The 14,750-nt window shown below is 37.3% G+C and carries 11 protein-coding genes; all 11 read right to left on the bottom strand.

The features are described from left to right. Positions 1 to 18: 18 nt before the first annotated feature. Complete coding sequence (locus DW862_RS01480; protein ID WP_117683313.1) at positions 19 to 681, bottom strand: HAD family hydrolase; 663 nt, start codon at positions 679 to 681, stop codon at positions 19 to 21. Positions 682 to 924: 243 nt separating this feature from the next. After that, positions 925 to 2,601, bottom strand: coding sequence for a glycoside hydrolase 43 family protein (locus DW862_RS01475; RefSeq protein ID WP_120067158.1), 1,677 nt, complete (start codon positions 2,599 to 2,601; stop codon positions 925 to 927). Between the two features lie 155 nt (positions 2,602 to 2,756). Further along, positions 2,757 to 3,998: a DUF4861 domain-containing protein gene (locus DW862_RS01470; RefSeq protein WP_120067157.1), complete on the bottom strand. Its 1,242-nt coding sequence runs from the start codon at positions 3,996 to 3,998 to the stop codon at positions 2,757 to 2,759. Positions 3,999 to 4,149: 151 nt separating this feature from the next. Beyond that, a complete protein-coding gene (locus tag DW862_RS01465; RefSeq protein WP_120067156.1) occupies positions 4,150 to 5,769 on the bottom strand; it encodes a glycoside hydrolase family 28 protein in 1,620 nt (539 codons plus the stop codon). Positions 5,770 to 6,311: 542 nt separating this feature from the next. Next, positions 6,312 to 7,253 (bottom strand): hypothetical protein, encoded by a 942-nt coding sequence (locus DW862_RS01460; RefSeq protein WP_087306244.1) that lies wholly within the window; start codon positions 7,251 to 7,253, stop codon positions 6,312 to 6,314. Between the two features lie 149 nt (positions 7,254 to 7,402). After that, on the bottom strand, positions 7,403 to 8,392 hold the full coding sequence (locus DW862_RS01455) for a hypothetical protein (RefSeq protein WP_087306246.1): 990 nt from the start codon (positions 8,390 to 8,392) through the stop codon (positions 7,403 to 7,405). A 552-nt stretch (positions 8,393 to 8,944) separates the two neighbouring features. Then, the gene (locus DW862_RS01450; RefSeq protein ID WP_087306248.1) at positions 8,945 to 11,980 is read right to left on the bottom strand and encodes a BACON domain-containing protein; all 3,036 of its coding nucleotides are present in this window, start codon (positions 11,978 to 11,980) and stop codon (positions 8,945 to 8,947) included. Between the two features lie 6 nt (positions 11,981 to 11,986). Continuing rightward, the gene (locus DW862_RS01445; protein WP_004321167.1) at positions 11,987 to 12,172 is read right to left on the bottom strand and encodes a hypothetical protein; all 186 of its coding nucleotides are present in this window, start codon (positions 12,170 to 12,172) and stop codon (positions 11,987 to 11,989) included. A 634-nt stretch (positions 12,173 to 12,806) separates the two neighbouring features. After that, complete coding sequence (locus tag DW862_RS01440; protein ID WP_087306250.1) at positions 12,807 to 13,394, bottom strand: tyrosine-type recombinase/integrase; 588 nt, start codon at positions 13,392 to 13,394, stop codon at positions 12,807 to 12,809. A gap of 157 nt (positions 13,395 to 13,551) precedes the next feature. Next, entirely contained in the window at positions 13,552 to 13,824 is a 273-nt protein-coding gene (locus tag DW862_RS01435) for a hypothetical protein (RefSeq protein WP_120067239.1), read from the bottom strand. A gap of 311 nt (positions 13,825 to 14,135) precedes the next feature. Beyond that, on the bottom strand, positions 14,136 to 14,750 hold a 615-nt coding region (locus DW862_RS01430; RefSeq protein WP_120067155.1), incomplete at its 5' end, for a DUF3871 family protein.

Here is a 14,750-nt window from a genome sequence, read left to right as displayed (position 1 = left end):
TACGGAAAATATGTAATATTAGACTTTATCAGCCGAGATGAGGCGTTTTATCTCTTCTGCAGTCTCCGTGATGTATTGAGGCGCAAATTCTTCCAGTTCTGTGCGCGGTCGAAATCCCCATGTCACTCCGCAAGCGGTTACACCGGCATTGGCTGCTGTTTGCATATCTACACCGGAATCGCCTACATAAAGAACATCTTCTTTTCGTACATTGGCAAGTTTTAATATATCAAGAACGACTGTCGGGTCGGGCTTGACATTCACTCCTTCCCGCTGCCCGAAAACAGCAGTAAAGCGGATTTCCGGGAAATAATGAGCAACGAGTTTCTCGGTAGCAGCCTGATATTTGTTGGAAGCTACGGCAATCTGAATACCTGCGGATTGCAGATACGACAATAACGCTGAAATACCCGGATAGGGACAACTATCGTCTGCATTGTGAATATCATAATAAGGAATAAACTCGTTGCGAACGCGGAGCACATTTTCTTCCGTCTTTTCCCCTTCGGGTAATGCACGTTCAAAGAGTTTGTTGATGCCGTTTCCTACCATGAAATTATACTTTTCTATTTCGTGTGTAGGATAGCCTAATTTATTTAAAGCGTAATTTGTACTGTGGGCAAGGTCGGCGATGGTATTCAGCAATGTTCCATCCAGATCGAATATAACTAGTTTCTTCATTGAGTTTTTGGTTTATTGTTTATCCTATATAGACTATCTTTTAGATGCAAAGGTAGAAATAAAAAATGGATTAAAATGAAACGAGGGTGCCTTGAAAGTAAAAACAGTCTATAAATATGAAATTATTTAGGCACGGATTTCACGGTTCTTAAATTAGCTAAAACCGTGTAATCTGTGCCTAAAAGACAGTTGTTGGAGACTTTTGACATCCTCATTAACTATGCTTGTTCAGAATAAAGCTGCTTACTTCTTGGTGATACGGAACCAGTCTACATCTGTCCATCCTCCGTCGTTAGTAACGATGGCAGGACGTGTGCAGAACATACCGACCTTAGCGCCGATCCATTGTCCTTCTTTTGCCTGGAAAGGATTACCCAATGATTCATACTTCTTTCCATCGAGGCTATAGCTGAAGTTGCACATCACAATGAGGTCATGTCCGCCTTCGCTACCCTTGATTTTCTTGCCATCACAACTGAAACGAACTTTCAGGTAAACTGTATTTTGAGAAAGATCAACAGAAGCATTTGCCTGTTCCGGTTTTCCTTTATCCGCTCTTTTACATTCAACTTGAGATAAGATCAAACCTTTATCTGTATTTTCCAGAATGATTCCGGCATAATCCCTGCCCATAACAACAAGTCCGGTGCGTTCACCTTTAAGTTTAGGGTTAGGGCTGAACGTAAGTTTCATTGTTGCGGTGAAATTATCAGAAGGAGTTTTTTGCAGGAGCAGGTTGGCTACATCCCACAAATTCTTATATTCTTTTAAAACCGGATAAGAATATAACCTCACATAACTCTTGTCGCCTGCGTAATAGGCCCATTTCTCATTGATGTTAGCGTGCCATTGCCATTGCGGAGAAAGTGTATATCTGTCGAATTCGTCACTTTCCTGCGGAGTGCAGATAGGATATGTCTGACCTACATTCGGCTTCTTGTAAGTCAAGACAGGTTCACCACAGCCGTCACCGTCTTTATCGATACCGATCACAGGCCAGTCGTTCACCCACTTCATCGGTTGGAGATGCATAATACGTCCGTAAGCGCCGACATCCTGAAAGTGGAGGAACCAGTCTTCTCCGGTAGGAGTATCTACCCATGCACCCTGGTGAGGACCGTTGACCGGAGAGTTGCCTTGCGCAAGTACTGTTTTCCATTCGTAAGGACCGTAGATGTTTTTAGAACGTAGTACGACCTGCCAACCTGTCGGTACACCACCGGCCGGATGGAAGATATAATAATAGTCGTTTCTCTTATACATTTTAGGACCTTCGCAAGTTTGATGTGCTTCGTGACCGTCGAAGATAATACGAGAAGGGGTGATCGCTGCATTTGCTTCCGCATTCAGTTCGCAGATAGTGATTACACTTTTCAGTCCGGCACGGCTTCCTGCGTATGCGTGTACCATATATACTTTCCCGTCTTCATCCCAAAACGGACAAGTGTCAATGATGCCTTTTCCTGCTTTCACCAAGACCGGTTCGCTCCACGGACCTTTCGGATCTTTGGCTTTCACCATAAAAGCTCCCTGATCGGGATCTCCCCAAAAGATATAGAACTCACCGTTGTGGTGACGGATAGCCGGAGCCCAGACACGATTGCCGTGTTCCGGCCGTTCCGGAGTTTCAATAGGAGAGAGGGCATTGGGAACTGCGGCACCGATGATTGTCCAGTTGACTAAATCTTTGGAATGAAGGATTTGCAGTCCCGGCAAACAGTTGAAACTGGATGAAGTCATATAGAAATCATCTCCTACGCGACAAGCGTCCGGATCGGAGTAGTCGGCATAAAGCACCGGATTTTTGTATTTACCGTTTCCGAGGTCGGAAACCCATACTTCAGATACATAGTTCTTCTGTGCTACTGCGGTAAAAACCGTTAATAAGCAAAAGGCTAAAGTCTGTGTCAATCGTTTCATGTTATAGATAGATTATTTTATAGATATGATTCGTTGGTTTAATCCGATGGCAAAGGTAAATAAAAAGACTCTGCACAAGGAGGAATATTTGTGCAGAGTCATAGAAAAATTGGTAGATACCTCGTAATTTTTGTTTAGTTGTATTTGTTTCTACCCTATTTATTGGTGCGGTTATCTTTTATTCTCACTGTCACCGGATGAGCCAGCTCTTCTTTCCATTCGCGGAGATGAGCAAACCATGCTTCCGGTGTTTTATATCCGAATGTCTCTTTCATCGAAGTGAAAGTAGTGTGATACTGGAAATATTTATTTCCCGGAGCGGTGATGGTATAAAGGAAATTGGCTTTATCCTTTTCTTCCGATTTCACATAACGTTGAGGGATACAAGTGCCCAGCCCTACAGTTTCTTTGGCATATTTCACGGTGTCGTTGACCGGCCAGTCTGTTCCCCAACTTCCTACGAGCCCTTTATGATCGGAGAAAGATTTGGAAGTACCTACGATGTCTTGCACACCTGTGCAGAATACTTCTTTATTGAGCGGTTCATCAAAGAATGTTTCGATATGAAGATCGCGATGTCCGGCATAAAGCGTGTAGCGTGTCATCATATCCAGTTCTTGATCCTGATATTTCCATCCGGTCACTTCAATTTCTGCAATCACCCGCACCGGTCCATAAGAGATGATACGTTCTGTGCGAGTGTCCACCGGAGTGATATGCGTCGCTTTTTGTCCATCCCAACCTTTCAATGCGCCCGGTCCGCAGCTGTCGAACACACGAAGTACGTCGTCTCCGAATCCTTTAGCTAACTGCTCATCCGTCGGGTAGAACTGTGATTCTTTGATCTCCAGTCCTTTGTTGAATTTGCCGTAAATATCCGGTGTCTGTTTCTCATTGAAATAAAGACGATAGCCCACCAACTCCGATTCCAGAACCGGACCGTGCGGACGTACCATGCTGTATATATTGCTAGTACCGGGAACGGTGATGGCCTGCACCCGTTGATGTTTGCCTTTTCGGTTGTCTACTATAAACATATCGGCATAAACCCTTTCCGGATAAGTCTTCGCGCTTTTCTCCGAAGAGAGTGTAACCTGGAATCTTTTTCTGCCGTGAGCAGGAAGGTCGGTCACAAAGGCCAGTTCGTCCATCTTGCGGTCTCTGTTCAAATCGTCCAGCTGCGAAGGTATTTCCTTTGTTCCTTCCATGACAACGGCGGATTTTACTTTGAAGCCAGCGTGCAACTCATGCAGATTGATAACAACCGGAGCATCCGCTTTGGCTTGATTCCAGTTGTTTTGTACTTCAACTGTGATGGTTTTCTCCTGTTTCTGCGCCTGGGCAGACAGACTGAAAACTCCTAAAAGGAAAGTAAAAATAAAAAGATTCTTCTTCATGATTTTCTAAGGCTGAAATTATACGTCGTATTTCTCCTTGCAAAAGTAACAGAAAAAAATAGCAGACTGTCTATCTTTTGAAAAGATTATAGTCTGCTATTTGAGCTTTTTACTCTATATAATGATATTGTGGTTTTCTATGTAATGAACCTTATTTGAGACTTAAAATTTCTTCTTTTGCTCCCAGTTCTTCATAAACCTTCCCGTCTACGGTCAGATTCTTAGCATTTTTGACATTTAATATATTGTTGCCTTTGGAAGACTCTACATATACATTCTCCAAAGTAACTCCGTCAACCTGACTGATAACAACGCCATCCGTAGCTTCCGTCATCACGACATTCTTAACGGTAATATTGCTGATCGGCATTTCCGGCAAACCATTGAAGAACATGGCACGTCCCGAACCTCTGCAAACAATATTAGAGATATGAATATTGCGGAAAGCAGGTGTTTCTTCCGTTACCGGAGGAATACTTGTCTTCATGCGGTTCAGCAAATCCTCTTCCGATTCTTCGCCGGCACCTTTTCCACCGTAGAACAAGTCGAACAACAGCGGTTCGTTCGGAATGTTAATCATGTTGATATTATTAATGTAGATGTTTTCTACCACACCGCCACGTCCGCGAGTGCTCTTGAAGCGCAAACCTACGTCTGTGCCCATAAATGTACAGTCTTCCACATAGATATTCTTCACGCCACCCGACATTTCACTACCTACTACGAATCCACCGTGTCCGTGCAGTACTGTATTATTTTTCACGATAACGTTCTGGCAAGGTTCACCGCGACGGCGGCCGTCTTCATCTTTACCGGATTTGATACAGATCGCATCATCTCCCGCATCGAATACACTATTAATAATCAACGCATTCTTGCAAGATTCCAGGTCGATGGCGTCACCATTCTGGGAATACCAAGGATTGATGACCATGATATTATTTACTGTGAAATCTTCGCAGGACAAGGGGTGCAGACACCAGCTTGGTGAGTTTTTGAAAGTAACACCTTCCAGCAGCACTTTCTTGCTTTGGACAATGCTTAACAATACCGGACGCAACCACGGACGGATTTCAGCCCATTCTTCGTCTGTATTGATACCTTCGGGTACATTGAAATCTTTACAAGCCATTGCCCCTTTCAGTGAACCGGCCGTGGGGTACCATATCTCTTGTTTTTCATCAAGAACACCTCCTGAATTTACCAGCTTTTTCCATTGTGAAGCAGTCAGTTTGCCTTTTTTTACCGGACGCCAGCAGTCGCCGTTTCCGTCAAATGTGCCGTATCCTGTGATAGCGATATTTTCTGCATTGCGTGCGGAAATAGGCGATTGGCAACGACGGGTTTCCAATCCTTCAAAAGAAGTGGCAATGATAGGATATGCCTCAAAATCACCGGTAAAGAGTACCAATGCATTCTGTTCCGTATATAAATTCACGTTGCTCAACAGTTCGATAGGTCCTGTCAACCAGATACCTTCCGGGATAATCACTTTACCCCCTCCGTGCTGATTCACCTCTTTAATAGCATCGTTGATTGCTTTTGTATTCAGGAACAGACCATCGCCTTTGGCTCCGAATTTCTCAATGTTTACCTCGTAAGCAGGAAAAACCGGTTGCTGTACTTTGGGCATTTCAAAAGGTAGATTCTGGTAAAGAGCGTCACTGATGGAGCTCTCTTTTACGACAGCCTTGCTTTGTTTACATCCCGATGAGATAAACGGTAAACAGCATAGGGCCATCCAGAAGAGTCTTTTTGTCAATGTGTTCATTTAGTAACTTATTTCTATAGGGTTATACATCTATTGTTTTTCTTGGTAGTTGGGTGATGATTAATGAGGGAGATTTCATAATTCTTATGTCCTTCCGCAGGCGATCTGTCGCAGGCAGCCTGCAGGAGAGGAATAAGACAAATTCATGTTAACCTAATTCTAACCTTAAATAAATATTATGAAAAAACCTCTTAATTATCGATTGCAAAGATAGGTGGCAAACTCCAAGAGGATGTGGACTAATTGATAGATTACGTGTATTTTTTGTCATTTCTGTCTATTATTTGCACACTTCTCGTGTTTTTATGCAGAAAGTTCCTATCTTTATTACTCTACTTGAATATCAGGATGTTAGAAAGTTGGTTATTAAATATCGTGCTAAATTTCTCATTCAAACCACTACAAAGATATATTTTTTACCCCTATTCATCGATAATTTTAGGAAAGAATTTACTAGGATTATATTAATTAGCTAAATTTGTAAATTACTAAACTGGAAAAAAACAAAAGCCAGCTATCATCTCGATAACTGGCTTTTAATTTTACTCATCAGTAGAAGTGCTTTGAGATTGTGTGAACTGCTCGTAGAAATTGTTAAGAAGACGATTTATAATGGTCTCTTTGGTATCACCACCTCGCTGCCCTTTGGCTTTCTCTATCTGCTCTGCTTTCTCTTTGTTCAAACTTGAAAAGAAGCCAACCAGACTGTTAATCACACTAACTTTTTGTTCATCATCTGCTTCTTCGTATTCCTTGATAGCCCAATCAATGAGAGTTCGACTTTTAAGAACCTCTTTAGAGAGGTGTTCGGATGCCGCTTTTAATAATCTCTCACCCCTTTTCAGACCATTAGTTTTCCGTAATTTGTCACTTATCTTACCCGCCATTGCATCTGCCATAATCTTTTTAGTAATGTCGCCTTTGAAAGTAGCCCATTTGGAAGCTGTTGGTAACGGGTAGCCTTCATCTGTAAGCTTCTCTATGAAGTCTAATACTGGAAGCGGTTCTTTACATACCATTTTAGCTCCTTTTGTGAAATCACCACCTTTCCAAGGATTTGTACAGACGTTAATTTCTGAAAACATTCTCGAGACTGCAATTTCTTCATTCAAAGCATAGATAAGATAGAACTCACCTTTGTACTTCTCTTCATCTTTTAAGTCCTTGTTAGCTTCCAGAAGATTTAGATGACCTTTGTAACGGTGGTTTGCATCCACTAACACAACGTACCGGGCTGCATCAGCTGCGCTAATGATTTCTCCCGTTTCAAAATCTACAATTTCCAATCCGGCTTCTATAACTTTCTTTGCATCCACTATGATAGCGGGAACTAACATTCCATTTGCCTTCATGGACTTCATTTTGGCTTTAACCACCTTTTCGTCAAAGTTACGATTACCTGATAGCCTAGCTATCTTGATTCCTTTACTTGCCAGCACTGCTAGTGTTAAAACTTGAAGTGCTAATTCGTTTTTTTTATTCATAATTAAAAATCAGACTGCCCAGTAGAAACATTTCTACTTTCGTTCCTTTCTGGTGGCAAAATTACAATGGAAATATGAATAAAGGCAATGTTTTGAGAGGTGGTAAGAGGGGTAAAAACAGCCCAATAAATTTACCCCTCCTTGATGAATCATTTATAAAATTTGTTAGCTCTAAGAATTTCATAATCTTTGTAAGATTTTATCTGGTCTTTTATGAAGTTAGGACACAGCTTGCTATTTTTCTCATCAACTCCCGTATACCGTTTGTCTTTGGATAGGTTAGTCAAATAAACAAGTCTTGAAATTAATAGTGTCTTATTCAAAGAAACTGTACTATATGCTTTTGCAGATTTACTTGTATTTGTTTTGGGCAATAGTTTAAAGAAACTCTTCAATAATTTATAGAACATTGCTACTAGAATAGTTTTATATTCTGTGTCTTTGCCTTTTCTATCTATTCCTTGTGTATCAAATCTTGTTGGCTTATCATTACTGAAATAGTCCTTCCCTGCTTCATATACAAGATAAATGTAAGCTAATGATATAGGGTCGTCAATTTCTATAGAGCGATGTTTTTCCTGTAATTTTAATGTTAGTGTCATTGGTTTTATAAAAGATAATATACAGCCACTATTACCAATATTCTTCCCAAGCTGTTGCATGAGTTTCTCCACTAATACTCTTGAAGTTTCTTTAACCTTAATTCCTTCCAAACAACTTCCATAAATGTAATCAGAAACAAACAATAATAGATACCAGAATTTTTCTCTATCTATATTTAGTGCTTCCAAAGTATTTTGTATATCCTTATACTGTATATATTTCTCAAATGTATAGCGAGCATTAAGCACTTTTGCATTGTACCGTTTCTTAAATTCTTGTGTTACAGTTGTACCCATGAATACGTACTTTGTTTCTTCTTCTTCTTCTGCTGCTGCTTGTTGTTCTGTTGCTTGTTGTTCTGTTGCTACTTCTGTTTCATTTGTCTCTGTTCTATCCTCTATCTCCTTTTTAACCCTTATGAAATCATAGTCAGGGTGACATTTACAACCCAACATTTCTACATATTCTAGCAAATCATCTTCTTCTTTTACATATTTGTCTAATGTAAACTTATCTATTGGCTTTATATCTTCCATATCTCTAATCTTAAATTATGCCTTAAAGATAGAAAGAATTAGATAAAAAAATAAGGCAGTAAATGAAATTTCACTTACCACCTTATCAATGACTTAGTTTCATCATATCTCACAGGCACAAAAAATAAAATCACAAATATCTGGTATGAATCAGTTACAAGAATTGCTTTGCTTGCTACCTCAAATCGAATCCTTTTGAAGATATACGCACATATATTCCAATAATCCAAAATATATATCTTGTATTAGATTTACCTGATTCTTATCAATAACTTTGCCGTAGATAAATCAATTACCAACCTATTTATTTCTACAAAAATATGCAAGTAACACCAAAGAGGAATAACACAATTCATTATTTACCACAAGAGATTAGAGAGACTAGATTAACAGAAGTAACATACTTACCTATTACAAGGGAAATGTTAGAACAACTATTCTCAAATTCAACTAAGAAGGATAAGCATAAATTAGTTAAGAAGAGAAGGAAGTAATAAATAAGGCAGCAAGTGAATTACTTCAAATGCTGCCTTTCTTCTTTTTGATTACATGTTATTGTTTACCTTCTCCATTTAAGATTTGTTCCTTGGTAGGATTATAACCATTAGAATATGTTGAAAAAGTACCTTGATATGAAGTTAATGCTTGCTTCAAAGGAGTGAAGTCTTCTAGCTTGTAACACCCTTTTATTTTGAATTCACTACCTTCTACAGTTTCTAAATTTGTTAACGCACTAATATCAGATAATCCCCAAAAACTATCTTCAACTTCAATAGTGAAATCTCCTTTTATTTGTCTCAAATTCTCTAATCCTGCAAAAGATGTAAACTTGGAGAAGTCACCATAGTTAATACTCATTCGAAAGCCACCAATGGATGATAAATTGTTGAAGCCTTGAAAGGATTGTATATTACTAAAACTGGTATAAGTGCTAACACTACCAGCAGAACTCACCCCTGTTCCCCATATTAATCTTCCACCAATTGTAGTCAAATTTTCGAATCCTATAAAAGATTGCAAATTATTTCTTTCACTACTACCAATATCAAATATCAAATCTCCTCCCACAAATTCCAAGTTTCCAAGAGGCTCAAAAGATTCTATACCAGAACAGTCGATTCTTAAATCCTTACCAACATAAGTAATCGAAGAAAGACCATTCAGAATTTCTTGTGCATTTATACTCCCAACTTTTGATGCTGTTACTCCAATATATAATTTTTCATCAATCCTTTTTAACTTGAGAGCATTGAGGATTGTATAGGATTTACATTCAAAACCTCCCAATTTTTCAAGATTTTCAAGAACAAGATTCATCCGATTTTTATTTCCCATATAGAAACCATTTCTCATATAGATATAACCATTTATCTGCTTTAGGGTAGGTAATTCAATTGTATTTAATTGAGCAATTTCATACTCTGGAGCATATATTTCAAAGTTACCACCTATGCTTGCTAGATTAGTTAAATTGTTTAAAGAGGAAAGTTTCTTAAATGTCACATATTTATCATTTCCTTCAGAAGAAATTTTAAAGCTCCCTCCAATAGTAGTTAATCTTTCCAACCCTTCAAATGATTCTAATTCGTTAAACGAAGTATAGTAATAAGGAGAATTTTGATATCGAAAATATCCTAATCCAATGAGTTGGAAATTGCCACCTATCTTCTTAAGATTTTCTAATCCTTTAAAGTCCTTTAGCCGTGAAAAATTACTATTTACAGTAGATTTTTCACCGTTATATGGTAATCTGTCTTTCATTATAAAATCTCCACCAATCTCATCAAGATTATCTAGCCCATTAAAAGACTCTATTCTATTAAAATTATTCAGCGATTCAATCACAAAATCCCCTTGTATTTTTCTCAATTGATTCAGTCCATTAAAGTTCTCAATATCACAATTATTAAGTATTAAGTCTCCATTAATTTGTGTAATTGAGTTTAAAACCTCTAAAGAGGTTATCATATCTTCTTTGTTATTATTAAAACAAAGAATATCAAGATTTCCATTTATTTGTTTATATCCTCTTTCCCCTATCTCTTGCAATTTCTGATTTCCCCTAATAGAAATATTTCCTTCATGAATGTATGATTCTTGTTCAACTGTAATAATTGATTCCGTTTCTTCATTTTCACTAATAATTTTTATTTCTCCAGTCCGCTTATCACCATTGTTTTCAGATATAAAGAAAGATAAGATATCTTCTCTAAAGCCTCTTGTTTGTGGTTGAGTTATCCATTCTTTTGCATCTCCAAGAATTTCCACTGTATAATTAGTATTGGTGGTCAAGGAAACGGAGATTTCTCCACCTTTAGGATAAGTATGATATGTTTTGCTGCTAGGCGACAAGCTTGGTACACCTAATTGACTAATGAATACTGTGTCCGTGACATTACTCTGTGTATGTTTTATTGCAACTTTGGCTGAACGTCCATAAGTAGAGGTATTCTCATTTATTTTTAGATATACTTTATGAGAAATAAGACCTCTAGTTTGAATAGTAGTTATATTCTCTATCCATTTACTTGCAGCACTGGGAATAGAAACCTTAAAATCAATATTTGAATTTACTTCAAATTCGATTGTATTTTCTTTTGAGTTTACTTCATATTCTTTCTTAGATATGATAATAGCATCCTTTTGCGCTTGTATAATTTTTAATGTATCTGCAAGTTTGACATTGCTCTTATCATAAAAAATGATTTCACTTTCACGACTATCATATTCCTCATTTGGACTGATTATATAATAAAGAGTGTGACTGGACATTGATTTGGTTGAAGGTGCAATAGAAATCCAATCCACATTAGGCATTTTAACCTCAAAATTAAAATTGCTTTTTATGTCTACAGCAATAGTTTGCTCCTTATCACTTATAAAGTATTCATTTTTAGTCAACATGACAACTCCACCACTAGCTTGGTAGACGTGCACAGTTTCTGTTAGCTCACCATTTGTAATATAAATTACTCCTTCTCGTTTTTCATATTCTTCATTGGGAGATATATTAAAGGTTAACGTGCTACTTGATAAAGCTCTAGTATTACTACTTACCTGTTTTATCCACTTTTTGTCTGTTTCATTTATTGTAACAGTATAGTTGATATTGGTTTTTACCTCCAAATTAATCTTGCCACCTTTGTTGTCTAACTCAAATTTGTTTGCAGTCAGCAATATAGCATCCTTTTGCTTTTGAGTTACAACAATTGTTTTCTTTATATTTCCAACAGTGAGAGTTAGGGTGACATTTCTATCATCATATCCTTTATTCTCAACTACATTCACAGTAAATCCACCCTCTCCTGCTTTGCCATTTGCAGGAGTAACAGTGCACCATGTCTCTCCTCCAATTGTATTAGCTACAGAAACGTTCCAGTCTCCATTACAAGTAAATTCTATATTTTCACTTCCAGATTGTGAAGTAAAAGTTAGCCCATTATCGAAATATCTTTGAGAATTTCCCAAAGGGGTAATAGTAACGACTTCATCATTTTTCTTATCGCTATCATCGTTACTACAAGCGATGATACTCATACATGAGATAATGCTTAATAAGGTTATTGATAAAAAATGTAATGCTTTCATAATCTGTTATTCTTTATTTAAAATACATTTCTCCATTAAATTAAAGACTTCTTTTTCATTCTTGTCATCGTAAACAATTTCTCCATTTGTAAGTACACCTAATTTAAGCCTTTCAAGCTCTGCTATAAAATGAGCTAACGCTTCTGCATCACACCGTTCTGGGGAAATTATTAGTTTGAATTTCTTTTCCATGTAATCATAGTTATTTGTAATCTTCTCATTCCCTTTAAAGATAATGGTTTATTGATAAAGTGGGGAACTCACAGCAAAATACTGTCACTTCATATTAAATCATTGATTCTACTACATTTAAGTGCTGATAAGTAATAACTGTTTTTCTTTTTGTGTCTATAGAATATTTATTATAGCCAGCGTTCCCTGCTGACTGTTATACAATACAAAAAGGTGTGGGAACTATATTGTCTTATCCTACATTCAGGTCTTCGCATTACCTATGGCACGGATAAAACAATAGCCCACACCAATCTGATAATATCTATAAACCTTATATAACATATAAGATAGGTATATATCAAATGATGTGGTGCTATTGCTATCATCTTCGTGCCAATATCAAAGTTGCGAAGTTTGAATGTAGAAGATAATTTCAATAACACCTTTCGTTAATATGTCCTTCCAACAACTTAACTCTCTAAGTTCTTGGAATTGCCACAAAGATAATGAAAGGTATTTATTTTACAATTAAATCTGCCTGTTAAAATGAGAGTTGAGAGCTATTTCTACTTCATATTTTTGTGATTTGAGACAGAACTATTCAGAGCATAAACAAAAAATCTCTGGTTTATCCTGTCCCAAATCTCAATTATCAGAAGCTAAGACAATCATAGGTATTAAGTAGTTCCTCTTGCCTTAATCCCAAGTATCTCTTAGTAATTGATACACTGGAATGATTGAATAGCTCCATGAGCTTAACAAGTGCAAGCTCTGAATTATCGTTATTCATGTTGTAGACCTGTCTGCCAAAGGTCTTTCTAAGAGAATGACACGAAAAATTGCCTATTTGTAGCCTGTATTTTTTCTTAATCTCTTTCAGCATGACATTGATTCTTTGAACTGTGTACACTGTTCCCTTCTGACTTATCAATACAGGTGCATTTATGCCAACTGGATTTATATGCTCATAACAATCTCTAATATGTTGCTGTAGCTGCATATTAATCCTAATTGTCCTTTGCTTCCCTGTCTTAATCTCTGTAATGGTAAATTCTTCCGTATCTAATATCTGATTCCACCTCAAAGCAAGAATATCAGAAATTCTTAGACCTGTGAAGCAACCCAAAGCGATAAGAAGTGACATCTTATAATTACTATCCCTTGCCAACTTTCTTACTAAGTTCATCGCTTCGCTCCATTGCAGATAATCTGCTGTTGTACTTGAATATTTAAGTGACATAACGTTCTGTTTTATAGTGAAACTAATAAAAGTGAATATTAATTTTGAGTTGGAATATCTAACCTACTGATTACTAGCTAAACATTCACTAATTAACAAAGTGAACATTTTTATAAAGCAAGGACACCAAGTAAATAATGTCCTTACTTCATTCAACCTATATAAAAGGTAGGTGAGCTTCATCCAACACGCCACTGTCAACTATCCGTTTGCAAAGTTCGTGTGATGCCTGATTCCTAAGGTCTGTACCATAGTCCTTACTACCAACCATACGAATAATCTCTACTATGGTTTTCATTAATTCCTGCTGTAGTGTACGGTGGTAACACTTTGTACTTTCAGCAAACCTTTTAGGATTCCAACCATAATCGTTCAAGGCTCTTTCAAGTTCTTGCGCTGCCTTGTATTCGCGACTGCCTTCTATTACCATATTCCAAATATTTAAGAGGTTTATAAATAGAAAGAGCACCTGTATGGATGCTCTTTGTTTTTTCTGCATTTTAATGTACTACTTCATTGTAATAATCTTGTATATAGTCCAAATAATCATCAAGAAGAATACAATAGGTGAGATTGCACACGCAATAAAGTACATGATAATCCAAAATGTAACGACTACTAACGTTTGTAACATAAATCTTTGATTATTAATAAGTGATATAATAAAGAAAGGACACCTATACTTTATTATATAAATGTCCTTTTTCTGTATTTGACAATCCTATGTATTCTCAAATACCACTAACTAAGAAACCACTGATAATTATCATCACCATGTAAAGCGGAACATATACCCGTTGCAAGTTCTGTTGCATTATAGGCTCTATCCAAAAATGAATCTATATAGCTACTCTTATTTGCACCTGTGAGCAAGTTGTAGAACTTCCACATAGACAAATCATTTCCCAAGCTACCAAAGTTCTCGTCATTGATATACGCTTTAGCCACATTGTTAACCTGTGTATCAGTAAGCAACATTTTAGGTATATCTTTCTGATAGCCTTGCGGTAATGACTGATAAAGTCTCATTCTTCCAAGTAGTTGGCAGAACTGATGCTCTGTCATACTGGTATTGCCTAAAGATTGCATCAAATGTATGTGTTTGGCTGCATCGTATTTGTGGAACATCTCCAATACCGCTTGATATAAATCCCTTGTATTGGTAACTTCCAAGCAACTAAGATAACCGTCCGTAGATACACATAGATTTGTACAAACCTTACAAGTAAAGCCAATAAACACTTTAAACCGCTCCGCGCCTTTCTTTGAATAAAGATTGGTGTGGTTATAAGCTCTGACCCCGCCAATAGTAAGGGTTAGCCTGTTACCGTGTACTGTCTCATAGATAGTAGGAAC

It is taken from the genome of Bacteroides sp. AM37-9 (assembly GCF_003603455.1).
In the GTDB taxonomy this organism is placed as follows: domain Bacteria; phylum Bacteroidota; class Bacteroidia; order Bacteroidales; family Bacteroidaceae; genus Bacteroides; species Bacteroides xylanisolvens.
The sequence above is the reverse complement of the archived record's forward strand: the minus strand, read 5'-3'. Positions and strand labels throughout refer to the sequence as shown.

Coding starts and splice junctions, on each gene's coding strand:
- DW862_RS01480 (WP_117683313.1), bottom strand. CDS start 681: ATGAAGAAACTAGTTATATTCGATCTGGATGGAACATTGCTGAATACC.
- DW862_RS01475 (WP_120067158.1), bottom strand. CDS start 2,601: ATGAAACGATTGACACAGACTTTAGCCTTTTGCTTATTAACGGTTTTT.
- DW862_RS01470 (WP_120067157.1), bottom strand. CDS start 3,998: ATGAAGAAGAATCTTTTTATTTTTACTTTCCTTTTAGGAGTTTTCAGT.
- DW862_RS01465 (WP_120067156.1), bottom strand. CDS start 5,769: ATGAACACATTGACAAAAAGACTCTTCTGGATGGCCCTATGCTGTTTA.
- DW862_RS01460 (WP_087306244.1), bottom strand. CDS start 7,253: ATGAATAAAAAAAACGAATTAGCACTTCAAGTTTTAACACTAGCAGTG.
- DW862_RS01455 (WP_087306246.1), bottom strand. CDS start 8,392: ATGGAAGATATAAAGCCAATAGATAAGTTTACATTAGACAAATATGTA.
- DW862_RS01450 (WP_087306248.1), bottom strand. CDS start 11,980: ATGAAAGCATTACATTTTTTATCAATAACCTTATTAAGCATTATCTCA.
- DW862_RS01445 (WP_004321167.1), bottom strand. CDS start 12,172: ATGGAAAAGAAATTCAAACTAATAATTTCCCCAGAACGGTGTGATGCA.
- DW862_RS01440 (WP_087306250.1), bottom strand. CDS start 13,394: ATGTCACTTAAATATTCAAGTACAACAGCAGATTATCTGCAATGGAGC.
- DW862_RS01435 (WP_120067239.1), bottom strand. CDS start 13,824: ATGGTAATAGAAGGCAGTCGCGAATACAAGGCAGCGCAAGAACTTGAA.